Annotated in this window: 25 protein-coding genes; 18 read left to right on the top strand and 7 right to left on the bottom strand. The window is 46.8% G+C overall.

Annotated elements, in window-relative coordinates; all coding sequences use genetic code 11:
- Positions 1-65: 65 nt before the first annotated feature.
- From B3S86_RS09750 to pheT, 5 genes are all read left to right on the top strand, one after another.
- Positions 66-548 (top strand): dUTP diphosphatase, encoded by a 483-nt coding sequence (locus B3S86_RS09750; RefSeq protein ID WP_035406331.1) that lies wholly within the window; start codon positions 66-68, stop codon positions 546-548.
- 12 nt (positions 549-560) lie between these two features.
- Positions 561-1,643 carry a M42 family metallopeptidase gene (locus B3S86_RS09745; protein WP_029342316.1) on the top strand — a complete coding sequence of 361 codons (1,083 nt, stop codon included), beginning with the start codon at positions 561-563 and terminating at the stop codon, positions 1,641-1,643.
- Positions 1,644-1,650: 7 nt separating this feature from the next.
- Positions 1,651-2,403, top strand: a complete 753-nt coding sequence (locus B3S86_RS09740; RefSeq protein WP_050677644.1) for a TrmH family RNA methyltransferase — start codon at positions 1,651-1,653, stop codon at positions 2,401-2,403.
- A 309-nt stretch (positions 2,404-2,712) separates the two neighbouring features.
- On the top strand, positions 2,713-3,735 hold the full coding sequence (pheS, locus tag B3S86_RS09735; protein ID WP_035396564.1) for a phenylalanine--tRNA ligase subunit alpha: 1,023 nt from the start codon (positions 2,713-2,715) through the stop codon (positions 3,733-3,735).
- A 12-nt stretch (positions 3,736-3,747) separates the two neighbouring features.
- Positions 3,748-6,144 (top strand): phenylalanine--tRNA ligase subunit beta, encoded by a 2,397-nt coding sequence (pheT, locus tag B3S86_RS09730; protein ID WP_290751939.1) that lies wholly within the window; start codon positions 3,748-3,750, stop codon positions 6,142-6,144.
- Positions 6,145-6,211: 67 nt separating this feature from the next.
- Here pheT and B3S86_RS09725 read toward each other — a convergent pair whose 3' ends face one another.
- Both B3S86_RS09725 and B3S86_RS09720 read right to left on the bottom strand, forming a co-directional pair.
- Positions 6,212-7,399, bottom strand: coding sequence for an MFS transporter (locus B3S86_RS09725; protein ID WP_035406338.1), 1,188 nt, complete (start codon positions 7,397-7,399; stop codon positions 6,212-6,214).
- Positions 7,396-7,824 carry a MarR family winged helix-turn-helix transcriptional regulator gene (locus B3S86_RS09720; RefSeq protein ID WP_035406341.1) on the bottom strand — a complete coding sequence of 143 codons (429 nt, stop codon included), beginning with the start codon at positions 7,822-7,824 and terminating at the stop codon, positions 7,396-7,398. The genes B3S86_RS09725 and B3S86_RS09720 overlap by 4 nt, the downstream gene beginning before the upstream one ends.
- Before the next feature lie 248 nt (positions 7,825-8,072).
- On the opposite strand from B3S86_RS09720, the gene B3S86_RS09715 reads away from it, so the two are divergent.
- Positions 8,073-9,539 (top strand): UDP-N-acetylmuramoyl-L-alanyl-D-glutamate--2,6-diaminopimelate ligase, encoded by a 1,467-nt coding sequence (locus B3S86_RS09715; protein ID WP_290751932.1) that lies wholly within the window; start codon positions 8,073-8,075, stop codon positions 9,537-9,539.
- A 21-nt stretch (positions 9,540-9,560) separates the two neighbouring features.
- Here B3S86_RS09715 and rnhC read toward each other — a convergent pair whose 3' ends face one another.
- Positions 9,561-10,481: a ribonuclease HIII gene (gene rnhC, locus B3S86_RS09710; protein ID WP_290751929.1), complete on the bottom strand. Its 921-nt coding sequence runs from the start codon at positions 10,479-10,481 to the stop codon at positions 9,561-9,563.
- Positions 10,482-10,601: 120 nt separating this feature from the next.
- Between rnhC and zapA the strand changes: the two genes are divergently transcribed.
- The 11 genes from zapA (at position 10,602) to trxA (ending at position 21,838) form a co-directional block, all read left to right on the top strand.
- Positions 10,602-10,838, top strand: a complete 237-nt coding sequence (gene zapA / locus B3S86_RS09705; RefSeq protein ID WP_029342308.1) for a cell division protein ZapA — start codon at positions 10,602-10,604, stop codon at positions 10,836-10,838.
- Positions 10,839-10,841: 3 nt separating this feature from the next.
- Entirely contained in the window at positions 10,842-11,390 is a 549-nt protein-coding gene (locus B3S86_RS09700) for a CvpA family protein (protein ID WP_035406349.1), read from the top strand.
- Between the two features lie 45 nt (positions 11,391-11,435).
- Positions 11,436-13,151 (top strand): DNA polymerase/3'-5' exonuclease PolX, encoded by a 1,716-nt coding sequence (polX, locus tag B3S86_RS09695; RefSeq protein ID WP_290751926.1) that lies wholly within the window; start codon positions 11,436-11,438, stop codon positions 13,149-13,151.
- A complete protein-coding gene (locus B3S86_RS09690; RefSeq protein ID WP_290751923.1) occupies positions 13,152-15,518 on the top strand; it encodes an endonuclease MutS2 in 2,367 nt (788 codons plus the stop codon).
- Positions 15,519-15,528: 10 nt separating this feature from the next.
- Complete coding sequence (locus B3S86_RS09685) at positions 15,529-15,936, top strand: DUF350 domain-containing protein (RefSeq protein ID WP_023469001.1); 408 nt, start codon at positions 15,529-15,531, stop codon at positions 15,934-15,936.
- Between the two features lie 183 nt (positions 15,937-16,119).
- Positions 16,120-17,016 carry a YitT family protein gene (locus B3S86_RS09680; protein ID WP_035406360.1) on the top strand — a complete coding sequence of 299 codons (897 nt, stop codon included), beginning with the start codon at positions 16,120-16,122 and terminating at the stop codon, positions 17,014-17,016.
- A 197-nt stretch (positions 17,017-17,213) separates the two neighbouring features.
- Complete coding sequence (locus tag B3S86_RS09675; RefSeq protein WP_056062630.1) at positions 17,214-18,887, top strand: AMP-binding protein; 1,674 nt, start codon at positions 17,214-17,216, stop codon at positions 18,885-18,887.
- Positions 18,888-18,958: 71 nt separating this feature from the next.
- Positions 18,959-19,537: a TetR/AcrR family transcriptional regulator gene (locus B3S86_RS09670; RefSeq protein WP_052018985.1), complete on the top strand. Its 579-nt coding sequence runs from the start codon at positions 18,959-18,961 to the stop codon at positions 19,535-19,537.
- A 74-nt stretch (positions 19,538-19,611) separates the two neighbouring features.
- The gene (locus B3S86_RS09665) at positions 19,612-20,385 is read left to right on the top strand and encodes an electron transfer flavoprotein subunit beta/FixA family protein (RefSeq protein WP_035406369.1); all 774 of its coding nucleotides are present in this window, start codon (positions 19,612-19,614) and stop codon (positions 20,383-20,385) included.
- 13 nt (positions 20,386-20,398) lie between these two features.
- Positions 20,399-21,364: an electron transfer flavoprotein subunit alpha/FixB family protein gene (locus B3S86_RS09660; RefSeq protein ID WP_290751911.1), complete on the top strand. Its 966-nt coding sequence runs from the start codon at positions 20,399-20,401 to the stop codon at positions 21,362-21,364.
- A 162-nt stretch (positions 21,365-21,526) separates the two neighbouring features.
- Positions 21,527-21,838: a thioredoxin gene (gene trxA, locus B3S86_RS09655; RefSeq protein WP_023468994.1), complete on the top strand. Its 312-nt coding sequence runs from the start codon at positions 21,527-21,529 to the stop codon at positions 21,836-21,838.
- A 60-nt stretch (positions 21,839-21,898) separates the two neighbouring features.
- Here trxA and B3S86_RS09650 read toward each other — a convergent pair whose 3' ends face one another.
- Complete coding sequence (locus B3S86_RS09650) at positions 21,899-22,279, bottom strand: VOC family protein (RefSeq protein WP_414651172.1); 381 nt, start codon at positions 22,277-22,279, stop codon at positions 21,899-21,901.
- Positions 22,280-22,290: 11 nt separating this feature from the next.
- Positions 22,291-23,613: a dihydrolipoyl dehydrogenase family protein gene (locus B3S86_RS09645; RefSeq protein ID WP_290751905.1), complete on the bottom strand. Its 1,323-nt coding sequence runs from the start codon at positions 23,611-23,613 to the stop codon at positions 22,291-22,293.
- Between the two features lie 82 nt (positions 23,614-23,695).
- On the opposite strand from B3S86_RS09645, the gene uvrC reads away from it, so the two are divergent.
- Entirely contained in the window at positions 23,696-25,480 is a 1,785-nt protein-coding gene (gene uvrC, locus B3S86_RS09640) for an excinuclease ABC subunit UvrC (RefSeq protein ID WP_290751902.1), read from the top strand.
- Positions 25,481-25,521: 41 nt separating this feature from the next.
- Here uvrC and B3S86_RS09635 read toward each other — a convergent pair whose 3' ends face one another.
- Entirely contained in the window at positions 25,522-26,136 is a 615-nt protein-coding gene (locus B3S86_RS09635) for a PH domain-containing protein (protein WP_023468990.1), read from the bottom strand.
- Between the two features lie 99 nt (positions 26,137-26,235).
- Positions 26,236-26,673: a YslB family protein gene (locus B3S86_RS09630; protein ID WP_035406382.1), complete on the bottom strand. Its 438-nt coding sequence runs from the start codon at positions 26,671-26,673 to the stop codon at positions 26,236-26,238.
- Between the last annotated feature and the right edge of the window lie 174 nt (positions 26,674-26,847).

The following is a 26,847-nucleotide window of genomic DNA, read 5'->3' as shown; positions in this document are numbered from 1 at the left end:
ATAAAATAAGAAGGCACGTCGATGAGACGGTCATATGATTTTTTTAGATAGAAGGAGAATTAAAGATGGATTGGTTGACACTTTTTGAGATGCAAGAACAGTTGGATAAACGGATTCAGTCAGAACATCAATTAACAGGCAATCAATTCGACGAGCGTCTGCTTGCCTTATTGGTCGAACTCGGTGAACTTGCGAACGAGACACGTTGCTTTAAGTTCTGGTCGAACAAGGGACCATCCGCTCAAGTCACAATTCTTGAGGAATATGTCGATGGCGTCCATTTTCTACTCTCACTAGGTCTAGCGCTTGAGTACAAGAAGAGTCATTTTACAGAAGGTGACTTCTATTTGACAGCAACAGATGCTTTTTTAGACGTCTATAACAAAACGAACGTTTTTGCGATCTCGCGGACGGAACAAAGTTATGATGTTCTGATTGGTGCATACCTTGCATTAGGTGCTACACTAGGCTTTACACAGGATATGATTTTCAAGGCTTACATTTCTAAAAATGAAGCAAACCATGTGCGACAAGACAACGGTTACTAAGGAGGAAATCAGATGAATGAACAATTACATATGCTAAAACGTCTCACGGACGCAACAGGTGTACCGGGAAACGAAAAAGAAGTCCGGAGCCTCATGCGTGAATATTTAGAACCTCATGCAGAAGCATTCCACCAGGATGGTCTCGGTAGTCTGTTTGCTGAACATAAAGGCGCAGGCGAAGATGCACCGCGTGTATTGATTGCTGGTCACATGGATGAAGTCGGATTCATGGTCACGAAGATCGATGAAAAAGGATTCCTTCGTTTCCAACCACTCGGTGGTTGGTGGGGACAAGTCCTCTTGGCACAGCGTATGAATATTGTGACGTCATCTGGTGAAGTCATTCCAGGCGTAATCGGGGCAAAACCACCTCATGTTTTACCACCGGAAGCGCGCAATAAGCCGGTCGACATTAAAGATATGTTCATCGATATCGGTGCTTCATCAAAAGAAGAAGTCGACGGTTGGGGAATTCGTCCGGGTGATACGGTCGTTCCACATTGCGAATTTACTGTGATGAAAAATGAGAACTTCTTGATGGCAAAAGCGTGGGACAACCGGATTGGTTGTGCTATCGCAATCGAAGCAATCAAACGCTTAAAAGCAGACGGACATCCGAACACGATTTTCGCAGGAGCGACTGTTCAGGAAGAAGTCGGGTTACGTGGGGCTCAAACCGTCGCACACCTGCTGAAACCATCAATCGCCTTTGCTGTCGATACAGGTATCCCGGGTGATACACCAGGAATGACCGATCGTGAAGCATTGTCTAAATTAGGTGAAGGCGTTCAAGTCATCATGTTCGATGCAACGATGATCGCGCATCGCGGATTGATCGATTTCGTGACGAAAGTCGCAACAGAAGAAAATATCAAGTATCAACTGGACTTAACGCCAGGTGGCGGAACGGATGCAGCGAAATTCCATTTGTCTAATACAGGTGTTCCATCACTTGCATTGACTGTACCGATTCGTTACCTGCACACGAACGTCTCAATCATGCATAAAGCCGATTTCGAAGCGGCCGTCGATTTAGTCGTTGCTGTCACAAAACGTCTTGATGCAGAGACCGTCCAAGCGATCTACGAGGGGTAATAACATAATGAAGCACATCGCATCAGCAAAGAACGAAATCGTTAAACAATGGAAAAAACTCTTAACGAAAAAAGGACGTCTGCAGACGAACCGTTTCTTGATCGAAGGAGAACATCTGATTGAAGAAGCTGTTCGCGCTGGAATCGTCAAGGAATTGATCGTGCGTGAATCGTACCAAGTACCAGGTTCTTGGAAAAGAAATGCCGATGTCTTTACGATCGATGAAGCCGTCATCAAAGTACTGGCTGAGACGGAAACGTCGCAAGGCATCTTCGCTGTCTGTGAGATGAAACAAGCTTCGGCACAATTAGAACGAGGACGCTATTTGTTGCTCGATCGTCTACAAGATCCAGGGAACGTCGGGACGATGATTCGGACAGCTGACGCAGCTGGATTCGATGGTGTCGTCGTCGGACCGGGAACAGTTGACGTCTATAACGGAAAAGTCATCCGTGCGACCCAAGGATCGCTGTTCCACCTACCTGTCATCTCCATGCCGCTCGAAGAGGCAGTCAATGCACTGCACGAGCAAGGAATTGCGGTAATCGGCACGGCGTTAGAAGGAGCGACGTCTTATCAAACGATCGCACCGATGGATGCACTCGGTTTGATCATCGGGAACGAAGCACAAGGCGTTGCGCCAGAATTGCTCTCTTACTGTGATGAGCGTGCCTACATCCCGATCCGCGGTAAAGCGGAGTCATTGAATGCGGCAGTAGCGGCTGGCATTTTGCTCTATCATTTTGCAAGCGTGGATTGAAACCGACAAGCGTTCATGCTAAAGTGAACATCAGGAATACATCATGGACGTTGATGGAACAGAGTACGTTAGGGAACGATTCAATCAGGGAGAAGCGGTCGTAGACTGAAAACTGCTTCGTGAATCTGCTAACCGAATTCACTCCGGAGTCGCACGAGAGATCGTGACGGGATGCGCCCGTTATCGCGCAATTGGAGGACTTTTCGATTGAAAAGTCAAACAAGGGTGGTACCACGGTGTTTACATCGTCCCTTCGGCATTTGCCGGAGGGACGTTTTTTTTATATCTTCAACTAAAGGAGTGGGAAAGATGCGCGAGCAATTAGAAGCATTACGCGATGAAGCGTTGACATTAGTCGATCAGGCAACAACACAAAAAGATCTTAATGACGTCCGAGTCAAGTATCTCGGGAAAAAGGGACCAATCACAGAAGTATTACGAGGAATGGGAAAGTTATCAGCGGAAGAACGACCAGTCGTCGGTGAGATCGCTAATACGGTCCGTCAAGCGATCCAAGAGCAACTCGAACAACGTCTGACAGCTGTCAAACAACAAGAAATGGATGCGAAACTGGCAGCGGAAGCAATTGACGTCACTTTACCAGGTCGTCCGAAAAAGGTCGGTCATGCGCACCTCTTGCAACAGGTGACGGATGAGATCGAAGACATCTTCGTCGGACTCGGTTATACGATTGCCGAAGGACCAGAAGTCGAGCAAGATCTTTTCAACTTCGAGATGTTGAATCTGCCGAAGGATCACCCAGCACGTGATATGCAAGATTCATTCTACATCACGGAAGAAATCTTGATGCGAACGCATACGTCGCCGGTCCAAGCACGGACGATGCTCGCTTCTAAAGGTGAACCGATCCGCATTCTTTGCCCAGGTAAAGTCTATCGTCGAGACGAAGATGATGCGACTCACTCGCATCAATTCATGCAAGTCGAAGGACTAGTCGTCGGAGAATCGATTTCGATGGCAGACTTAAAAGGAACGCTTGAAGCCTTCGCGAAGCAGATGTTCGGTGAAGCACGTGAAGTCCGCTTACGTCCAAGTTTCTTCCCGTTCACGGAGCCGTCCGTCGAAGTCGACGTTTCGTGTTTCAAATGTGGCGGTAAAGGATGCAACATCTGTAAACAGACGGGTTGGATTGAAATTCTAGGTGCTGGAATGGTTCATCCTCACGTTCTCGAAATGGCCGAATATGATAGCACGAAAATGTCAGGTTTTGCATTCGGAATGGGCATCGAACGGATTGCCATGTTGAAATACGGTGTCGATGATATTCGCCACTTCTATACGAATGACGTTCGCTTCAGCGAACAGTTTTAAGGGGGAACGCAGATGTTAGTCTCAAAACAATGGTTGAACGAATATGTGGATGTCAGTCATACATCAGGACAAGACCTGGCTGATTTGATTACTAAGAGTGGAATCGAAGTCGAAGGCGTCGATGTCCGGGATGAAGCGTTAAACAACATCGTCGTCGGACGTGTGTTAACGAAAGAAAAACATCCAGAAGCAGATAAATTGAACGTCACGACGGTCGACATCGGACAAGACGAACCGGTCCAAATCGTATGTGGTGCACCGAACGTCGAAGCCGGACAAGATGTCATCGTCGCACGCGTCGGAGCTCGCTTACCGGGTATTAAAATCAAACGTGCCAAATTGCGCGGTGTCGTCTCGGAAGGGATGATCTGTTCACTTGAAGAACTCGGATTCGAAAAGAAATATATCCGAGAAGATGAGCAAGATGGTATCCATACGTTCCGTGAACCGGTCACACCAGGACAAGACGTCTTGGAATTACTCGGTCTTCGCGACGAAATCCTCGAACTTGGCTTAACACCGAACCGTTCGGACTGTCTCAGCATGTATGGTGTCGCACACGAAGTGGCCGCGCTTTATGACACGACACCGACTTTCCCGGTCGTTGAAGTCAAAGAAGCAGAGCCAGCGACGACAGTAGAAGTGACGCTTGATTCAGAAGACTGCTCGTTCTACGCGGCACGAGAAATCCAAGGGGTGACGATTCAAGAATCACCGACTTGGTTAAAAAACCGCTTGATCGCGAACGGCATTCGTCCGATCAACAACGTCGTCGACGTCACGAACTTCGTTTTACTTGAAACAGGTCAGCCGCTTCATTCATTCGATGCCGAAAAACTCGGGAAACAAATCGTCGTGCGTCTAGCACGTGCAGGGGAGTCATTCACGACGTTAGACGAAGTCGAGCGGACACTTGATTCTTCGATGCTCGTCATCACAGACGGTGAACGCCCGGTCGCGCTTGCTGGAGTCATGGGTGGAGCAAATACCGAAGTGGACGGTAATACGACATCGATCATTTTAGAGTCTGCTTATTTCGCACCGATTTCTGTCCGGAAGACGAGCCGTGTTCTTGGACTCCGTTCTGACTCGAGTGCGCGTTTTGAAAAAGGTGTCGATCCACGTCGTGTCTTGTTAGCACTCGATCGTGCTGCAGCTTTGATTGCTGAACTCTCGGGTGGAACGGTTCAAGCCGGTGTCGCTCAAGCCGGAACGCTCGAGCTTGACGATCATTTGATTGAAGCGAGTGTCTCGTACATCAATCATCGTCTTGGTATGGAAATTGAAGGAACGGTCATGCAAACGTTACTCGAACGTCTTGGTCTCGGTGTTGAATTATCGGGGGATGCCTTGACGGTCAGCGTACCGACTCGCCGCCAAGATTTGAAAATTCCGGCTGATTTAGCGGAAGAGGTCGCACGTCTCTATGGATATGATGCACTGACTTCAAGCTTACCGTCTGAAGCGAGCCGTGGTTTCTTACCAAAACGGAACATCCATCGTCGTCATTTACGTCGGACATTGCAGGGAGCGGGTCTCTCACAAGCGATCACGTATTCATTGACGAGCGAGCAACGCGCGATGCAATTCAATGAACGGGAAGATCTGCATCCAGTCAAACTGGCGATGCCAATCAGTGAAGCACGTTCGACATTGCGGACATCACTCATTCCGGGACTCCTTGAAGTCGCACAACATAACGTCGCTCGACAGCATGCAGATGTCGCGTTCTATGAACTCGGTAGTGTTTATCTACAACGAGATGCTTCACTTGAGACACTTCCAATCGAACAAGAAATGATTGGTGGCGTCGCAGTTGGTGTATCAGAACAACACCGTGCTCATGGCACACTTGTTAAAACAGATTTCTTCGTCATGAAAGGAATCGTCGAGACACTCGCATCTGCTTCTGGTATCACGTTGACGTTTGAGGCAGCGAGCATTCCATCGATGCACCCAGGGCGGACGGCACGTATTCTGCTTGATGGAGAAGCAATCGGATTCGTCGGTCAAGTGCATCCTGGTCTGTCAAAAGAACAGTATGGTATAAAAGAAGTGTACGTCTTCGAGTTAGAGGCAATGGCATTGCGTTCGAAGGAAGAACAGGTCTACTCGGAAATCTCACGGTTCCCATCGATGACACGTGACTTAGCAATCGTCGTTGAGCGATCAGTGACGGCACAATCAATCGTCGATGTCATGACGGAGGCGGCCGGTCCACTTCTACAGGCAATCGAATTATTCGATGTCTATACGGGAGAGAACGTTGGAGAACATGAAAAATCGTTCGCCTTCTCTCTTCGTTACCAAAACAAAGAACGGACGCTCGTCGACGAAGAGATTACGACAGCGCAACAGCGAGTCGTTGATGCAGTGAAAGAAACTTTCAATGCGGAACTTCGTGCATAATCAGAATAAAAAAAACAGCCGCTTTCCTCTTAGAGGAAGGTGGCTGTTTTCGTTTGACGAGATAGATTTAAGAAGCTAGTTCTTCTGCTTCAGATGATGTAGCTTGTCGTTTCGTAAAGATAAAGTACAGTAGACCACTTACGAGAACGATTAGACTACAGGATAAGAACATATTCGAATAGCCGATACCGCTTGCGACTGTGGCGAGAATCAAGGCACCGATTCCGAAGCCCGTGTCGTAAGCAAGGAAAAAGGTCGAGATGGCTTTCCCTTTCTGTGCGGGAGGTGCGAAATTCAAGAGAACGGTTTGAAGACCCGGGAAGATAGACGCCGAACCGACACCAATGATGACGGCAGCAGTCAATAAACCGGCAAAAGAAGGATACATGCCGAGAATGACAAAGCCAATCATATAAAGAACAAACGATGGCAATAACACGAATGCGGCACCCCGCTGGTCGAACAGTTTTCCGGCAATTGGTCGAATCCCGACCATTCCAAGAGCAACTAACGCATAAAAATAAGAAGCATATGCCACATGTCCGATCGAGTCCGTATACAGTGAAATGAACGCTGAAGTACTAGAAATTGCAACGCCTGCCAAAAGGGTCGCTACTAACAAAAGTGGACGCGATAAAAAGAGAGACTGGCTTAAACGAAATGCGGATGTGCTTGGAATATGTTGGCTTGTTAGTGGCAAACGCATCATTAACAATAAGGCGATGATGGCTAGGGCAGCAACCGTGACGAAATAAAGAGCAAAGGCTTTTTCTTGAATAAAGGTTAGACCGATGACAGGACCAAGAACGGATGCCAAGTTCATCGATAGTACAAAATATCCCATACCTTCGCCTTGACGTGTTTTTGGGATCAATGTCGTGACAGCGAGACTGATTGAAGAAGACAACATCCCAAAACTAAAACCATGAATGATACGGATGATGATCAAATAGAAGAATGATTCCAGTGGTAGGACGAGCAGGTAACAAATGCTCATCATTGTAAAGAGAGTCGCAGAGATCATCAAGACGCGCTTTAAATCGTAACGATCCAACCAGTGACCAATCAATGGACGAGAACAGACCGTTGCCAGGATGAAGCTAGTCACAATCCATCCGAGTGCTGAAGCAGAGACTGGAAACTGCTTAGCAGCCAGTAAAGGCAGTGAGGCATTGAGTAGGTAAAACGTGATGAAGAGCAATAGATTGATGACCAACGTCATGACGTAATGACGTGAAAATAATCGAGTGGTCATGAGGATTCCTCCTGTCGATGTAGAGTGAGTAAGTGTGTCATCCATTCACCGAGTTGTTGCTGATCGGTAAGGGGGAAGGTGGCAAGTAATCGTTGATGTGTCTCTTGGACAGCAGCGTCGATTTGGTCGAACCGTTCGATGGCTAAAGGTGTCAACGAGACGAAGTGTGTTCGTCCTTCTTTCGTTCGAGTGATGAATCCGAGTGTCTCAAGACGTGAAACGGTTTTTGTCACAGCTGGTTTTTCGATGATCAAATAATGTGCCAATTGAACTTGTGAAACAGGTTGTAATAACGCAACTGCTTTCAATAGCGCCCATTGACCCGTATGTAAGGAATATGGAGCTAAGGTAGCATCAACTTCTCGTTTGACGAGACGTGATACTTTGGATAATTGTCCGAGGACATCTTCTTGGGTATAAAGCATTTTTATTTCTCCTTTAGTTAACTAGTTAACCTTAAGAGTGTATCAAAGCTGGGTGAGAGGTGCAAGATGAAAAAACTTCTTGCATGTATTAACAGGAATGAGGTTCTTAAATGAAAAAGATTAAGCAATGCTCGAACGGGGTATGTTCCGTAAAAGGGTATTTGTTCAACTTAAAACATCGAGTGCTTACTCTTACGATAAGTTGACTGTACTATTTGGACATAGAGAGAAGAAAGGAAGAGTACATCATGAATCGACTAGCGAAGCTTCTGACTGAATTATTGCCAATTCCTATAAATGAAGCAATCAATCCATTGATCACGAATATCGCCACCGATTCACGTCAAATCAAACCGAATGGACTGTTTATTTGTATCAACGGTTACACCGTTGATGGTCACGATTATATCAATCAAGCAATCAAAAATGGAGCTGTGGCAATTTTGGCTGAACGCCCGTTTCCCGACTTTCCAGTTCCTATCATCATCGTACCGGATACAAAACGACTTGCAGGTCAAGTCGCGAATCGCTTTTACAACCAACCGAGTCAAAAAATGCGTGTTTATGGTGTAACAGGAACGAACGGAAAAACGACGACAACGAAATTAGCGTACGATCTCTTTCGGGCGACTGGTGTGAAAGCCGGCATGATCAGCACGGTCGGTGCACGGATCGATGAAGAACTCATCGAGACGCCAAATACGACGCCCGAAGCGATCATTTTGCATCGATTATTGTTCGAGATGGTTGAACAAGGCGTGACGGATTGTATTATTGAAGTGTCTTCTCATGCGCTCGCTGAAGGGAGAGTCGAGGGAGTTTCCTTCCATTCGGCAGCCTTTACGAATTTATCGCATGATCATCTTGATTATCATCATTCGATGGAAGAGTACGCCAAGACGAAAGCTTTGTTATTTCAACAAGTTGCTGCGTCAAACGGACAGACCATCGTCTTAAATCGAGAAGACGGTTGGAGTCGTGTCATGCGAGATGCCGCACCTTTGCAACCAGTTATTTGGTATACGACGCAACCACACCGGACGTCACAAATCGCAGTCGAATGGCTGACCGACACCATCAATGTCCGGATCGATGAGACGACGACACGTGTACCGACAGCTTTACTTGGTGAATTCAATGCAGCGAATTTAGCGGCAGCAATGGGATTATTGCGGGCAGGCAATGCCAATCTGTATGCACTGATTCGTCATATTCCAGAACTGGAGTTACCGAAAGGACGACTTGAACGATTGGAATGGACTTCTTGCGAAATCTATCTCGATTATGCGCATACCCCAGATGGTCTAGAAAAATGTTTACAGGCACTTACTTATATAGGCGAGTCGCTATCGATTGTCTTGAGTGCAGCTGGAGAGCGTGACCGATCAAAACGAGCGGAGATGGGACGAATCGCAAGTAAATATTGCGAACATATCATAGCAACTGTTCATGATGCGAGATCAGAGGCTCCGAATCAGATCATCGATGAGTTAATTGTTGATGTTCCGAAAGAGCGGTTAATTGGGTGTCACACGTCTCGTCATGAAGCACTCGTACAAGCCGCGCATCTCGCACATCGAGGACAACGCGTCGTCATTGTCGGAAAAGGGCATGATGAGGTGGAACGAATCGGAACTAAAACGATTCCTTTTAATGAAAAACATATACTGCTTGCGGAACTAGAACGGCTGTCTGAAGGAGAATCCGTCATTTAAAAACCGACCATTCCGCAAGGGTCATGGTCGGTTTCGTTTCGTAGCTAATTGTTGTGCCTTTTTTGTATTCGCAAAATGAGCTTTCGTCCAGTCACGCAGTTTGTCAGAGCCATAACGTAAAATCAGTGAAGCCGCGACTTGGTCAACCTTGGCGCCAGCACCTTTAGGAATGACGACACCTGTTGACTCACTTAACTTGTCCATTTCCTTGAGAAAAATCGCACGAGCGATGATGGATGAAGCAGCGACGGCGACATGAAGTTGTTCCGCTTTAGTCGAGAAGTAGACATTTTCTCGAACAGGATTCATAACACCAGATAGGTGTTTATAATAGACACTTTTTTCGGCGAACTGATCAATTAAAATCGCTTCTGGTTTCGTCTCCAGTTGGTCAAGAAGCCGCTCGATTACATCATTATGCATCAGGGCAGTCATCTTTCCTTGAGTCATCGACCGTTGCATCTGATTGTATTCTGGATTATGTAGAATACGATATGTGTACGGAATGACAGCATGGAGATCGCGAGCAATTCGACGAATCTCGATATCGTTCAAATGTTTGGAGTCTCGGACACCGAGTTCGTGAAGAAGTGCGATCTGCTTTCGATCAACAAAGGAAGCGGCGACAACGAGTGGACCGAAGAAATCGCCTTTCCCGACTTCGTCACTACCAACGACGGACCATTCCGAAAAACCATTCGGTAACGTTGAAACAAGTGGTTCTTTCGACTTAGTAGGCGAAGCCGTACCGAAACGTGTAGCGATAGCTTCGGCTTGCGGTCCTTGAAACATCACTTTTCCAGAATTATAAATCGTGATGACACAACCAGGAATCTTAGCAGCAAAACGGGCATACGGAGGAGACTTCGTCTCGTTCTGTTTGAAGTTCTGTATGACTAAGTCCTGTTTTTCTTTAGATAAGCGTAAAACGGTCGTTCCCATAGGATAACCTCCCTTTCCGGGATTAAGCATACCATCCTTAAGACCGATGGGGGACTTCTTTTCCTAAAACGAAAATGATGGTACTATATGAAAGAAGCAAAGTATGAGGAGGACAGAAAAATGGCTGATTCAGAAGGGTTGAACCGGACGACGATTCATATCGCAGGCAATGATTATACGATTGTCGGAACGGAGTCGCCAGAACACGTACGCGAAGTGGGTCTCCTCGTAGATACGAAGATTCGAGAAATCCGAGAACAAGCACCACAACTCGACGTTCGTCAAATCGCCGTCCTAGCGGCGCTTAATATTGGTAGTGATTATGTAAAAATTAAAAAGAATTTGGGTGAACTATAAACTATGATTTCTCTCGTTATCTTATTACTTCTCGCCTTAGGTGTCATGACAGGGGTCCGAAGGGGAGTTGTGTTGCAGGCCGGTCATTTGCTCAGCCTGATCATTTCCTTCATTGTTGCACTGTCGTTCTATGAGGAACTGGCTACGAAATTCCGATTGTGGGTACCATATCCGTCTACACTGGATGATGCGGGAATCGATTTGACGATGTTCGCGATTCCAAGTTCAGCACGACTCGATGAGGTGTTCTACAAAGCCTTTTGGTTCGTCGTCCTGTTCTTCGGTACAAAAATCATCTTATCGATCTTATTGTCGATGTTTGATTCGTTGACGAATGTCCCGATTCTAAAACAAGTCAAAGGGTTATTAGGTGGCGTCTTTGGTTTCATCGAGATGTACATCTTCATCTTCCTGCTCTTGTTCTTAGCGGCATTCGTTCCAATCCAATCGATACAGGATGCGATCGCGGACTCGAGTTTAGCAAGCTTCATTATCCAGCACACCCCGCTTCTTGCGAACTGGCTGATGGATCAAGTTGGATTGATAAAATAAACAGGCTCCCACGATTGGGAGCTTTTTTTGAGGGGAGAACTGCACATGCGTACGATTCAAGATGCGATGCGTCATTTGGAACGGATATCGGTCTACCTAGAGGTCAAAGGGGAAAATCCATTTAAGATTAATGCTTTTCGGAAAGCAGCAAGTATTCTCGAAGCATCCGATGCTGACTTCATGGCGATCGAGGATTTCACGGCGATGAAGGGGATCGGAAAAGGAACGGCTGCTGTTCTAGAGGAATATCGGGAAACGGGAACGAGCACGGCACTGACAGAACTCGAACAAGAAGTGCCAGAAGGATTGATCGCCTTATTGAAGATTCCGGGTCTTGGTGGGAAAAAGCTCGCTAAACTGCATGAAGTCGGCGTCATTGATGCAGATTCCTTTGCAGAGAAATTAGCAGATGGTACAGTCGAAACGATGCCTGGATTCGGCAAGAAGACGGTCGAGAAGTACGTTAAAGCGCTTGAAACGTTTGAAACACGACCGGAGCGATTACCATATGGTGTCATGCGAAAGATCGTCGCTGAATTGAATCAGACACTTGCATCGTTTGAGGCAATCATTCGTTTTGAAGTTGGAGGAAGTTTCCGTCGAGCAGAAGAGACGTGTAAGGACCTTGATTTCATTCTCTCAACGGATGAACCGGAACGAATCAAGGAGCAGCTTCTAGAACTGTCGCTCATCGATGAAGTCATCGCAGCTGGCAGCACGAAAGTATCGCTCATCTTAAAACGAGACGTTCATTATATCGCGGTTGATTTCCGAATCGTGGATGATGCGGCGTATGCATCCACATTACATCACTTTACGGGTTCGAAGGATCACAACGTCCGGATGCGCCAACTCGCAAAAGAGCGAGGAGAGAGTATTTCTGAATATGGTGTCGAGACCGAGCAAGGATTAGTGCAACCGAACACAGAAGAAGAATTGTTTGCGCGATATGATTTACCGTTCATCGCGCCTGAATTACGAGCGGGACGTCATGAATTCGAGCAAGATTTATCACGTCTCTTGACGGAACAAGATATTCAAGCCGATGTGCATATGCATACGACATGGTCAGATGGTACGTTGTCTGTTGAAGAACTAGTCGATGCCTGTGCTGCACGCGGATATACATGGATGGCGATCACGGATCATAGTAAATATATGAAATTCGTCAATGGATTAACGGAAGAACGTCTGCGTGCACAACGTATTGAAATCGAAGCGGCACGCGAGAAACATCCCGATATGACAATTTTATGTGGTGTCGAGATGGATATCTTGCCCGATGGATCACTTGATTATGAAGATGAGTTCTTAAAAGAAATGGACTATGTCATCGCCTCGATCCACTCGAAGTTCGATCAGACGGAAGAAGAGATCATGCAGCGGCTCGAGAATGCTTGTCGTAATCCTTATGTTTCCTTGATTGCTCATCCGACGGGACGAATCATTGGAAGACGAGAAGGATACGCCGTCAATGTCGATCGATTGATCGAACTAGCAGCGGAGACAGGAACAGCGCTTGAGATGAACGCGAATCCAGCACGTTTTGATTTAACGGCAAGTTCGCTTGCGAAAGCGAAGGCTGCCGGCGTGAAGATTTTAATTAATACGGATACACACCGACCAGAAATGTTAGAAGATATGAAACTTGGAGTCCTCCATGCTCGTAAAGCTTATTTGGAGGCGTCTGATGTCATCAATACGTGGTCTGCTGAAGAAGCACTCGAATTCTTCGGTCGAAAACGTTTAGGAGTGGATTAAATGAATGCCAACGCATTACGCGTTTTAGAATATGAGAAGTTAAAAGAAAACATGCTCGCCTTCACGGCTAGTTCACTCGGAGCACAGTTCGTCCGGGCAATGCGTCCGGCGGAAGACTTCGAGCAGGTCAAGGAACTGTTAGCTGTCACGACGGAAGCAACGACGGTCTACCGGTTGCGTGACCGTTATCCGTTCGGTGGATTGACGGACGTCCGAAGTGAAGTCAAACGGGCAGAGATTGGCTCTGTCCTCTCGACGAGTGAACTTCTAGCCGTCGCAGACGTCGTCTACTCGGGACGTCAAGTGAAGGCGTTCCAAGAACGGCTACACGAAGACCATGCGGATCTACGATTACCGCGCCTTGATAGTCGAATCGAGCAAATCACGAAGCTCGTCGAGATCGAACAGGGGATTCGCCATGCCATCGACGATCAAGGGACTGTCCAAGACTCAGCGAGTGATAAATTACGAGCGTTACGCAGTCAGTTACGCTCGCTCGAAGGACAAGTTCGTTCAAAAATCGATAACGTCTTACGTAGTAAAGCGAAGATGCTGTCTGACGCCATCGTGACGATGCGAAACGATCGTTATTGTGTACCGGTCAAACAAGAATATCGTCAAGCGTTCGGCGGAATCGTCCATGATCAGTCCGCTTCTGGAGCAACGTTGTTCATCGAACCGCAAGCTGTCGTCTCTGCGAACAACGAAATTCAAGAAGCACGTTTGAAAGAACGGGCGGAAATCGAACGAATTCTTGCACAACTATCGGCACTTGTCGGTAGCGTTGGTGATTCGCTACGCATCAATCTGGATGTATTAGCAGAACTTGATTTCATCATGGCGAAAGCATTATACGGTCATCAGATTGGAGCGGTCGAGCCACGCTTGAACGAAAACCGCCATATCATTCTGAAGGAAGCACGGCATCCGTTCATCCCGAAAGAGGAAGTCGTACCAATTACCGTATCACTGGGTGGGGATTTTACGTCACTCGTCATCACCGGTCCGAACACCGGCGGTAAAACAGTTACCTTAAAGACGATCGGTCTTTTGCAATTGATGGTGCAATCGGGACTATACGTGCCAGCTGCAGATGAGACGGAGCTCAGTGTCTTTGATGCGATTTATGCCGATATCGGGGATGAACAGTCGATTGAACAAAACTTATCGACGTTTAGTTCACACATGACGAACATCGTCTCAATGATGGAAAAAATCGATTTTATGAGTCTAGTACTGTTCGATGAGTTAGGTGCGGGAACGGATCCGACAGAAGGGGCTGCCCTAGCAATCGCGATTCTTGATGAAGTGAAGCGACGCGGAGCACGTGTGGCAGCGACGACGCACTATTCAGAATTAAAAGCGTACGGCTATAACCGAGAAGGGGTCGTCAATGCGTCGATGGAATTCGATGTCGAATCACTCAGTCCGACCTATCGCTTACTCATCGGTGTACCTGGACGCTCGAATGCGTTCGAGATTTCAAAACGTCTTGGACTCGAAGACCGGATCATCGACGCGGCACGTGGTCAGATCGGTAGCGACGCACAGTCTGTCGAGACGATGATCGAACGATTAGAAGAAGCGAAACAGCGGGCTGAAACGTTAGAGGCACAGTTGTTAGAAGAGAAAAAACGACTTGTCGAAGAGAGAGAGCAGTTCGAGCAAGAACAAGCTGAGATCCAGGAAGAGAAAAACGAAATTCTGGCAAAAGCGGAAGAAAAAGCAACACGTGCGGTCGAACGCGCTCAAAAAGAAGCAGAAGGCGTCATCAAACGTCTGAAGGAATTACGAGACGCTGGTGCCGTCAAAGAGCATGAACTGATCGAGGCGCGGAAGCGACTCGAAGACGCGAAGCCGAGTCTGCAAGAGAAGCGGATAGCTAAAGTAAAAGCAAAATACGACCAAACGCCGCGATTTGATAAAGGCGAAGAAGTTAAAGTCACGACATTCAATCAAAAAGGCTACATTATCAACCACCAGGCGAACGGCGAGTATACCGTCCAAGTCGGCATCATGAAGGTGAACGTCAAACCGGAAGATCTCGCGAAGATTGGCAGTACACCAAAACGTCCACAAACGAAAGGGCGCTCTGGTGGAACGAGTGTGACGAAACAATCGACACCTTCGGCTGAACTGGATTTACGTGGCGTGCGTGTCGAAGAAGGGTTGTCGAAGCTCGAACGCTTCATGGACCAAGCCTTGTTATCGAATTACGACCACATCCGTGTCATTCATGGCCTGGGTACGGGAGCGATGCGACAAGGTGTCCAAGAATTCTTGAAAGGTCATCGTCACGTCAAAGGTCATCGGTTAGGTGGTCAAGGTGAAGGCGGACACGGTGTGACGATCATCGAACTGAAATGAGGAAAGCAAGATGAACATTTTTGAGAACGTCTATGTCTATACGACAGCGCTCTATTCGGTCGCGGGATTACTGATCATTTTGGGGCTTGCACTTTTTGAGTTGACAACCCGGTATAAAAACTGGGAACATATCAAGAGTGGCAACATCGCCGTTGCGTTAGCAACAGGTGGAAAAATCATCGGACTCGCCAATATCGTTCATTTCGCTGTTCAAGGGGAAGAACGAGTCGGGTCGATATTTCTTGAAAGTGCCTTTGGCTTCTTATTGTTGATATCGACATATTGGATCTTTGAATTCCTGACACCGAATTTGCCGGTAGACCGTGAAATCGAGAATGGCAACATTGCTGTCGGTATCATTTCATGCGCTTTATCGATCGGCATGTCCTACGTCATCGGATCAGCGTTAGTGGGGTGAATCCGTGTTAGAACGTTTAGCGAAAATCATGTTCGGGGTTTCGATCGCCTTTTTGGTTGTCGGTATCCTCTGGATTGTATTTAATTAAAAGAACCGGTCTTACCGTGTGATCATTCCGTACTGACATCGTTTCAGTACGGAATTTTTATTGAGCCACGCCTAATCAAAAAAGGAGGAACGCATATGAACGTACGAAAAACATCAACAACGACAGAAACGAGACGCCGTGCTTTTGAGGCGATGCAATTGATTTCTTGGAAGGACATCTTCTGGGTTATCATCGGGTCGTCGATTCTCGCATTTGGAATCAACTACTTTACGATTCCAAATGATCTCTCAGAAGGTGGATTGATTGGGATCACGGTCATTTTCTACTATCTTTACGGTTGGGATACGGGACTTGTCTCCTTGCTTGCGAACGCTTTGCTGTTCGTTGTCGGTTATCGATTCCTTAGCCGGAAGACGATGCTTTACTCAGTCATCTCAGTCGCCGTCACATCGTTTGTCCTCTCTTCGACAGCAAACCTTGCGACATCATCGGATAGCCGTTTGATTGGTACGGTCTATGCGGGTATTTTGATTGGTGTCGGAATCGGACTCGTCATTCGTGCGGGAGGAACGACGGGCGGTGGTGTCATTATCGCTCGACTGATGAATAAATACTTGAATCTCAGTATCGCAGTCTCGATGTTCATCATCGATGTCGCCGTTGTCGGTGCGTCAGGTTTTCTATTTGGAGAAGAGACGATGCTGTACACGTTAATTGCAATTATCATCGGTTCGTATTTGATTGATCTCGTCAGTGAAGGATTGAATGTCCGCGAAGCGGTCACGATCATTAGCCATCGCCAAGAAGAAATCGCGACGATTCTGACGGAGACGCTCGGACGTAGCGCAACTGTCATCCACAGTCATGGTCATTTCACGAAACAAAAGAATGACATGTTGTATATGATCGTCGATAAACGACAACTGGCACCGTTGAAACAAATCGTCGAAGCAGCGGATCCCCGCGCCTTCGTCGTCATTCATAAAGTGCGAGAAGTCATCGGGGAAGGATTCACATATCCCTCCCGGTAATATGGATTCAAAAGTAGCACCTCTCTTTTTCGGAAATCGAGAAAGGGAGGTGCTGCTTTTTTAGTATTAAAATTTTGATTGAAATAACCAAAAAAACAAGCAGATTCAATTTCTTTTTTTGGATTTTACTGGCATGTCGAATTCAAATCAACGTATAATGAAAATGAATAGTAATTCATTATCAGGGAGGGAAACGTATGGAATCCGTTTGGTTATCTGATTATCCAAAGCAAGTACCCGTATCGATTGATTACCGAGAAATACCTCTTTATCAGGCACTTGATGAGGCAGCGACTGATTTTCCAGAACAACGTGCCTTAAGTTTCTTAGGGAAACGTATGACGTTTCGTGAAGTGTGCGACGAAGCACATGCACTCGGAAGTTTACTTCAAGAGCATGGCCTCAAAAAAGGAGATCGTGTCGGACTGATGTTACCGAACTGTCCCCAGTATATGATCAGTTATTATGCTGTCCTCTATGCTGGTGGAATCGTCGTGCAGGTGAATCCGCTCTATACGGACCGTGAACTCGAACAGATCCTCATCGATTCAGGTGCACATCTGCTCGTGACCCTCGACCTACTTTATCCGAAAGCATCTCGCGTCAAAGCGGCGACGGCACTCAAAACGGTCGTGACAACAAGCATCGCGGATTATCTTCCCTTCCCTAAAAATAAACTGTATCCCATTAAAGCACGGAAAGATAACAACATCGTCATCGATACGACGGGTTCGATTCCATTTTTATCGCTACGTGGTTATGAACCGATTACACCGGTTGCGATTCAACCGAAAGAAGATGTCGCGGTTCTTCAATATACGGGTGGAACGACAGGTGCTCCAAAAGGTGTCATGCTGACGCACTATAACCTGAGTGCGAATGTCGAGCAAATCGACAAATGGTTTTATAAATATGAGCGGGGAGATGGACGAAAACTGTTAGCTGTCGTTCCGTATTTCCATGTCTATGGCATGACATGTAACCTCAATTTCGGTATTTTTAATGCCTATGAGCAAATCATCGTTCCAAAATTCGACATCGAACAAGTATTGAAAATGATTCATAAGGAAAAACCAAATCTGTTCCCTGGTGCACCGACGATGTATGTCGGTCTGTTGAACCATCCGAAGCTAAAGAAATATGATCTGTCTTCAATCGAAGCTTGTATTTCAGGTTCAGCTCCACTGCCGGTCGAAGTCCAGGAAAAATTCGAAGCATTAACGGGCGGACGAATCGTTGAAGGATATGGTTTGTCTGAGACGAGTCCGGTGACGCATACGAACTGTATCTGGGATCGCCGGATTCCTGGAACGGTTGGTATTCCGGTACCCGATACGCAAGCGAAAATCGTCCAAGCGGATGGAGAGACACCCGCAACTCCTGGTGAGATCGGTGAGATCATCGTCACAGGTCCGCAAGTCATGAAAGGATACTGGAAACGACCAGAAGAGACGCAAGCTGTTCTTCGAAACGGTTGGTTGCACACGGGAGACCTTGGCTATATCGGCGAAGATCATTACTTCCGGATCGTTGATCGGAAAAAGGATTTAATCATTGCTTCCGGATTTAATATTTATCCACGTGAAGTCGAAGAAATCTTGTACGAGCATCCGGCCGTCAAGGAAGCCGTCGTCATCGGTGTTCCGGATGCCTATCGTGGAGAGACCGTCAAGGCGTTCATCGTCGTCAAGGATGAGATGACGGTCACAGAAGAAGAGCTTGATCAATTCTGTCGTAAACAGTTAGCGTCATTTAAAGTGCCAAAGCAGTACGAATTCCGACAAGAGTTACCGAAGACGTTCGTCGGGAAGATTCTCCGTCGTGTTCTTGTTGAAGAAGAACGTGCCAAACAACTCGAAGAAAGCAGTTGACAGGACAAAATGGCATGATAGAATAAATATGAATGAACCATCATTCATTTTATGCGTTAGGAGATAGTGGAATGAAACGAACAATGTCAAAGAGTGACCGCATCATTGATGCCGCCGTAAAAGTCATCGCTAAAAACGGCTACCATGGAGCGAAGGTGACCGCCATCGCAAAGGAAGCCGGTGTTGCGGATGGAACGATCTATCTGTACTTCAAGAATAAAGAACACCTGCTGATTTCGCTATTCCAAGCGAAAATGGGAAGCTTCATCGAATATTCCGAAGGACAAATCGCGAATCACACGTCAGCAACAGAACAATTGGCCGCATTGATCGAGGCACATCTTGAGCAATTATCCGTTGATTATGATTTGGCTGTCGTCACGCAAATCGAGCTACGTCAATCCAATCAAGACATGCGCCAAAACATTGCCGCCGTCTTGAAACCGTACCTGCATCTGATTGACCGTGTCATCAAGCACGGGATGACGACAGGCGAGTTTTCAAACGAACTCGATTATCGGTTAGCGCGTCAGATGATCTTCGGAACAATCGATGAGGTCGTGACGAGCTGGATGGCAAGTGGATTCAAATATGAGTTGCTTGAGACACGCGACGGGATCCATCGGATGTTGATCAAAGGGCTGAGTTAAGCCCTTTTCATGACAACAATTATGTAAGCGGATACAAAGAATGATGGTGAATAGACGATAAGGGGGAGCATGAGATGGAAATCTATGTACTGTTGAAACGCACATTCGATACGGAAGAAGCAATCCAACTCGAAAATGGTCAAATCGATGAGGATGGGGCTGAGTTCATCATTAACCCATATGATGAATATGCGGTAGAAGAGGCGATTCGTGTCCGTGATGCACAAGGGGGAACTGTGACGATCGTGACGGTCGGTCCGGAAGACGCGGACAAAGAATTACGAACAGCACTCGCAATGGGAGCGGATCAAGCAGTACGCATCTCGATTGAGGATGACATCGAAGAGGCGGATCATTTCACGATTTCTGAAGTACTTGCTGGTTATTTAAAAGAACAGACAGTCGATCTTATCATCGCTGGAAACGTCGCAGTTGATGGCGGAAGTGGTCAAGTGGCACCACGCGTCGCAGAATTGCTCGATATTCCTTACGTGACGACGATCACAAAACTCGAACTTGACGGCACGAAGGCTGTCGTGACACGTGACGCTGAAGGGGATACAGAAACGATTGAAACAACACTTCCGTTACTCGTGACTGCGCAGCAAGGACTGAATGAGCCACGCTATCCAAGTCTTCCAGGGATCATGAAAGCGAAAAAGAAGCCGCTTGAAGAACTCGAACTCGATGATCTTGAACTCGATGAAGATGAACTTGCACCACGTCTAGAGACGATTGAACGTTTCTTACCACCGAACAAAGCAGCCGGTAAGATTCTCGAAGGTGAACTAAACGAGCAAGTCGCGCAGCTCGCATCATTATTACGCAACGAAGCAAAAGTGGTCTAAGGGGGAGAAACGAATGACAAAAGCATTAGTACTCGCAGAATCACGGGATGGCAGTTTACGGAATGTGTCGTTTGAGGCAATCGCAGCAGCGCGACGTGTCGCGGATGAAGTCATCGCAGTCCTGATTGGACACGATGTCGCTAAGGATGCCGACGCATTAGCATCACGCGGAGCGGATCAAGTCCTCGTCGTCGAGGATGAGCGTCTTCTACACTACACGCCAGACGGTTATGGACAAGTCTTTCTCGAGTTGATGAACCGGACGTCACCTGACGTGCTCGTCTTCGGTCATACGTCGCTCGGTAAGGATTTATCACCGAAGATCGCGGCAAAACTACAAGCCGGTTTGATCAGTGATGTGACGGCGATTGAAGGGGAAGGCGCGGAAGCAACTTTCATCCGACCGATCTACTCAGGGAAAGCATTCGAGAAAGTCAAAGTCGCAGAAGGCAAGACACTCTTTACGGTCCGTCCGAACAACATCGATCCGCTCGAAACGGGGAGTTCACAAGGAACCGTTGAGTCGGTCAGGGTCGAACTGAAGGATTTACGGACGATCGTCGCAGACATCGTACGTAAAGCAACAGGTGGTGTTGATTTATCAGAGGCAAAAGTCATCGTTGCGGGTGGGCGCGGTGTCAAAAGCTCAGACGGCTTCGCACCGTTAGAAGAACTAGCGGATGTCCTTGGAGGAGCAGTTGGTGCTTCGCGTGGTGCTTGTGATGCAGACTACTGCGATTATGCGCTTCAAATCGGTCAGACGGGTAAAGTCGTTACACCGGATCTTTATATCGCGTGTGGGATCTCAGGTGCGATCCAACACTTAGCAGGGATGTCAAATGCCAAAGTGATCGTTGCGATCAATAAGGACCCGGAAGCGAACATCTTCTCTGTCGCGGACTATGGCATCGTCGGAGATTTGTTCGATGTCGTGCCACTATTGACAGCTGAATTCAAAAAAATGCTTGTTCACGGATGAGTGAATGTACCGGTGCCATGCAGATGGTACCGGTTATTTTTTACGAATTCTTCACGTGAGCAGTTTCGTTTGTTGGAAGAGACTGCTATGATATACTCGAATCAATAAAGAGATCACCCATTTTTTTAACGGGTTGATCTACTCATTAGGAGGTTATGATCAATGGCAATCGTACACGCAACTAGCCAATCATTTAAAGAAGAAACACAAGAAGGACTCGTCCTTGTTGATTTTTGGGCAACATGGTGTGGACCATGTCGTATGCTCGCACCAGTTCTTGAAGAACTCGATGCTGACATGCAAGATGTAAAAATCGTTAAAGTTGACGTAGATGCAAACCCAGAAGTAGCTGGAGCATTCCAAGTTCAAAGTATCCCGACACTCGTTCTCTTCAAGGATGGACAACCTGTCAACAAAACAATGGGCTTCATGCCAAAAGACGCACTTAAAGAATTCGTTGAAACATCTAACTAATTCTTTCCTGCATATCAAAACAGACCGTTCTGCACAGGCAGAACGGTCTGTTTTTTTAGATTACATAGGTGTGCAAAGTTCGATGAGGTGACCATCCGGATCAAGCACGTACGCAACGACTTGCCCCCATGGTTTTTCAACAGGCGTGAGTACGGTCTTGTATCCGGCAGCTTCCACCTTTTGAAAAAGCATAGGGACGTCATCCGTGACGAAACCAATCTCTAACGTCTGCTGCGCTTTTCCGCTTGGGATCGTGTAATCCGGAATCAACCGTTGCACGTCTTCACGAGTATTGAAGGCAAGTGTTGTCTGACCGGTCTCGAACTCAATGTAGCTTCCGTGCTCCGCTTTGACGGATAAGCCAAGAACGTCTCGATAGAATGTCAGCGTCCGTGCAGTGTCTTCAACGTATAAAATCGTATAGCCGTATTGAATCATCAAAAAGCCTCCTATCAATCCTCGAATAACGAAGCAATGTCTGAAGCAGGTGTCGGGTAAGCAAATCCAGTCTGTTGCATCGAAGTACTAGTGATCCGGTGTTGCATCGCAAACGAGAAATAATTTGCGAGTTCCGCCGCATTGACACCAATGAAGTGTGCGCCTAGTACTTGATCCTCTTCCCCCACGAGCACTTTCGCCCGAGCAAAATTATCCTTGATGCGTGCGTTCGTTTGCCAAGAGGACGTATCAATCAAGCGACCACGGTACGGAATACCTGCTTTTTTTAAGGAAACTTCCGTTTCACCGACGAGGGCAAGGTTCGGCGCAGTGAATACGACGCTAGGTACAGGGAGCAGTTCCAGTTTCCGGTTATTCCCTTCGAGCATGTTATCGGCAGCGAGTCGTCCTTCGGTTCCAGCAAACGGCGTCAACGCGGGATTCCCGCTGACAGCGACATCTCCTGCGGCATAGATATGTTCGACAGAAGACTGCAGGTACGCATTGACATGGATTCCTTTTTCATTATGGGAAACACCGATTTCTTCGAGTCCGAGTTGGTCGATACTTGCGACACGTCCAGTCGCATTCAAGACGACGTCCGTCTTCAACACGTCACCGTTCGATAAACGAAGTGATTCCTCTTCGTAAGCGACGACCTCTGCTTCTTTGATGATCGAGATGCCAAGTGCTTGCGTAGCATCGAGTAAGACATCGACGAGTTCACTCTCGAATTGTTTTAAGGGGTTAGAACGTAAAACAATCGTGACGTCTGCACCAGCAATCCGAGCAAGATGCGCGAACTCGAACGAGATGTACCCGCCACCAATACAGACGAGTCGACGTGGGAGGTCTTTTAGTTCCAAAAATTCATTACTCGTTATAAAACGTTCACTACCGGGTACAGATAACTCGCGAGGGCGTAAACCAGTTGCGATCAGGAATTGTTTCCCTTCGATTTCTTCTTCACCAATTTGGAGACGGTGTGAAGAGACGAAGCGGGGTTCGCCGTGGAAATAGTCGATGTCCGTTTCCTCGTATCGTTTTCGTGTTTGTTCCGGAATGGCGCGCGTGTATTCATTCTTGCGCTCCATCAACTGGCGCCAATCGATTGAAATTAATCCCTTTACGCCATATCCGAGCAAGCGCTCGACCGCATCCTTCGTCTCACTACCCGTCAGCAGAATTTTTTTAGCGTCACACCCACGTTGGGCACATGTGCCCCCTGGCGTGAAATTTTCAACGATGGCAACACGTAGTCCTTTTTCAGCAAATTTATAAGCCGCTTGATTTCCAGCGGAACCTGTTCCAATCACAATGCAATCATATGTACGCATTTTTCATCCTCCGTATGTCATAATCAATGTATGGTATTTACCCGAACGAATAAAACTAAAAACGGTGAAAGGAGACATTTATTTGGGACATCAAGAACATATCAAAGCGAAATTATCCCTTTTGCCTGATGAGCCGGGATGTTATCTACACAAAAATGAATTTGGTGAAGTCATTTATGTCGGAAAAGCAAAAAATCTCAAGAACCGTGTCCGTTCCTATTTCACAGGAGCACATGATATCAAGACGGAACGCCTCGTTGCGGAAGTTCGTGATTTTGAATACATTATTACAGCGAGTGAACTAGAAGCGTTATTGCTTGAGATGACGCTTATTAAGAAACATGATCCGAAGTACAATATCATGTTGAAAGATGACAAATCCTATCCTTATCTGAAGATTACGAATGAGACATATCCGCGCTTGATTACGACGCGTAAGTTGAAGAAGGATGGCGGACATTATTTTGGTCCTTACCCGAATGCATATGCAGCGAACGAAACGAAACGTCTGTTAGATCGTTTATATCCGCTACGCAAATGCCAGCCGATGCCGAAGAAGCTCTGTCTGTATTACCATATCGGTCAGTGTCTCGGTCCATGCGAAATCCCGGATCTCGAGTCAGAACAAAAAGCGCTCGTTTCGGAAATTCGACGTTTTTTGTCCGGAGACACGAAGGAACTCGTCGAAAGCTTGAAGCACAAGATGGCGGAAGCAGCTGAGACGATGGAATTCGAGCGTGCCGGAGAATTACGGGATCAGGTCCGAGCCATTGAGTCGATCATGAACAAGCAAAACATGATTACAGCAGATTTGACATCACGCGATGTATTCGGGATCCACGTTGATAAAGGCTGGATGTGTGTCCAAGTCTTCTTCCTCCGCGGCGGAAAGATGATTGAACGTGATGTCTCGCTCTTCCCAATCTACGGAACACCAGCAGAGGAACTCGAGAGTTTCATCGTCCAGTTCTATGAGAAGAACATCAAACCAAGTGAACTGTATGTACCACCACTCGTTAATCAACTTCTGCTCAAAGAGGCGCTCTCGATCAAAATTCATGTTCCGGTCCGAGGATCAAAACGGAAATTACTTGATTTAGCAACGAAAAATGCTGAAAACGCGATTTCGGAACGTTTCGAACTACTCGCGCGGGATGAGAAACGGACCGTTCAGGCAGTAGAAGAACTCGCTGATGCAATCAATGTTCATCCATTATCCCGAATCGAGATCATCGATAATGCGAACATCCAAGGAGCGGATGCCGTTTCGGCGCTCGTCGTCTTTGAAGACGGTAAACCACTGAAAAAAGAATACCGGAAGTTCAAGATTCGGACGGTTCAAGGACCGGATGACTATGAATCGATGCGGGAAATCGTTCGTCGGCGTTATCGACGCTTGTTACTTGAGGGAGCGCGCCTTCCGGATCTCGTCCTGATTGATGGAGGAGTCGGACAGTTGAATGCTGCTTTAGAAGTCATTCAAGATGAACTCGGCCTATCCCTGCCGGTCGGCTCATTAAAAAAAGATGACAAACACCGGACGAGTCAGTTGTTGTTTGGAGAAGATGCGCGATTGATCGAACTCAGCCCTCGCTCAAGTGCATTTTATTTACTTCAGCGTATGCAAGATGAGGTCCACCGATTCGCGATCACATTCCACCGCTCGCTTCGTTCGAAAGGGATGACCCGTTCCTTGCTCGATGAGATACCAGGAGTCGGACCAAAACGACGCCAACAGCTGATCCGTCATTTCGGGTCGATGCGTAGTCTAAGACGTGCGACGATCGAACAGTTGGCTGAGGCAGGATTGCCTGTGAAATTAGCGGAAACCGTTGCTGAGTATTTAAGCCAAGCGAATGAAGAATGAAAAAAGGCCGTCCTCGTGAAGAGAGCGGCTTTTTTATGGCATTAGTTGTTGATGTACTTCTCGTAGTACGAACCGAAATCACGCTGGTTCCACTGATGGTAGTGACCTTGAAGCCACTCGAAGGATTGTTCAGACAACTCCTTGAATGTTTGCGGAACATTCATGTCGCCTTGGCGAAGACCACCGAGAATCGTGACCGAATGATTTAATGAGCTATTCGCGAACTCGAGCATCTTTTGTCCTTCGTATTGTTTTTCAGCGATGGCAAGTAATGTCTTATACAGATCCTTTACATGCTCCAGTTGTTTTTTATCAACGTCGATCGAATAATGTTTGCCACCAATCTCGAACTTGATCTCGACATCGAGGTCGACTGTTCCGGCCGTTTCGAACATGACGTGGCGAATTGGATAATGTGCATATGGATAGCGGTAGAGTACACGTTTTGAACTGACAGCACTTTCTCCATCAAGGTGAATCAAGGCTAAGTTCGTAAAGCAATACTCGTCAGATTTGGACTTGATCAAGAAATAGATTTTTTCGCCGTCTTCATGTAAAACATAATCGTCAGCGGCTGCCTTGTCGAAATCATCAGGATGAATGACTTGTCCGATATCACTGAATCCCGTTAAATCTGCTGCTAGTTTTTTGAACATGTAAAGTTCCTCCTCGCAATTTGTGTACGCATGATTTTACGATCACTTGCTACAAAAAGTTTCATGAATCTATTTCGATGTTGAAAATAAAGATTCCTGTCACATTCTATGTAAAGTTCGACCGATTGGTTCGAGTGGATCTTTTGGATCGATTTGGACCGTGATTTGAACAAACTCTTTACTCGTCTCAGCATATCCTTCCGCAACACATCCGTTAAAACGAGAAAACTGTTCAGCGAGGAAACCGGCTTCGAGTTGAAAGTAGCCTTGTGGCCGTTCATCTCTCGTCGTATCAGGAGGAGACAGTACGAACGAGATGACCGTTCCTTTACGTTTCTTGATTTCGAGCATTCCCCAACCGGCTTGTTCAAAGAATGAGGCCAATTCAGATTCATCCACGACAGGGAATTGACGCGCGAGACGTTTACCTGCCCAGTAGATGACTTGCCGATAATCCGATCCTAGAAGATCGGTTAACACATAATCCCGGATCAGTTCGATTCCGAAAAGTGGTGTTTGGTTTGGTGTAACATCCATCATGATTCACTCCTATCTGCCAACCATTATACCGAGATGATTCTAGCAGGTCATTGTTTTCCTGAAAAAATTTGCAGTTAAATGCAACGGCTCGGGTTGTCTTCTAAAAAGGACAGGAGTAGAATAAGTGATGAAAAGACGAATTTCCTTATGAAAGCGCTTTTCTACCAAAAT

The sequence above is a fragment of the Exiguobacterium sp. UBA3968 genome (genome assembly GCF_002385115.1).
In the GTDB taxonomy this organism is placed as follows: Bacteria; Bacillota; Bacilli; order Exiguobacteriales; family Exiguobacteriaceae; genus Exiguobacterium_A.
This window is presented reverse-complemented; position numbering and strand designations above follow the sequence as displayed.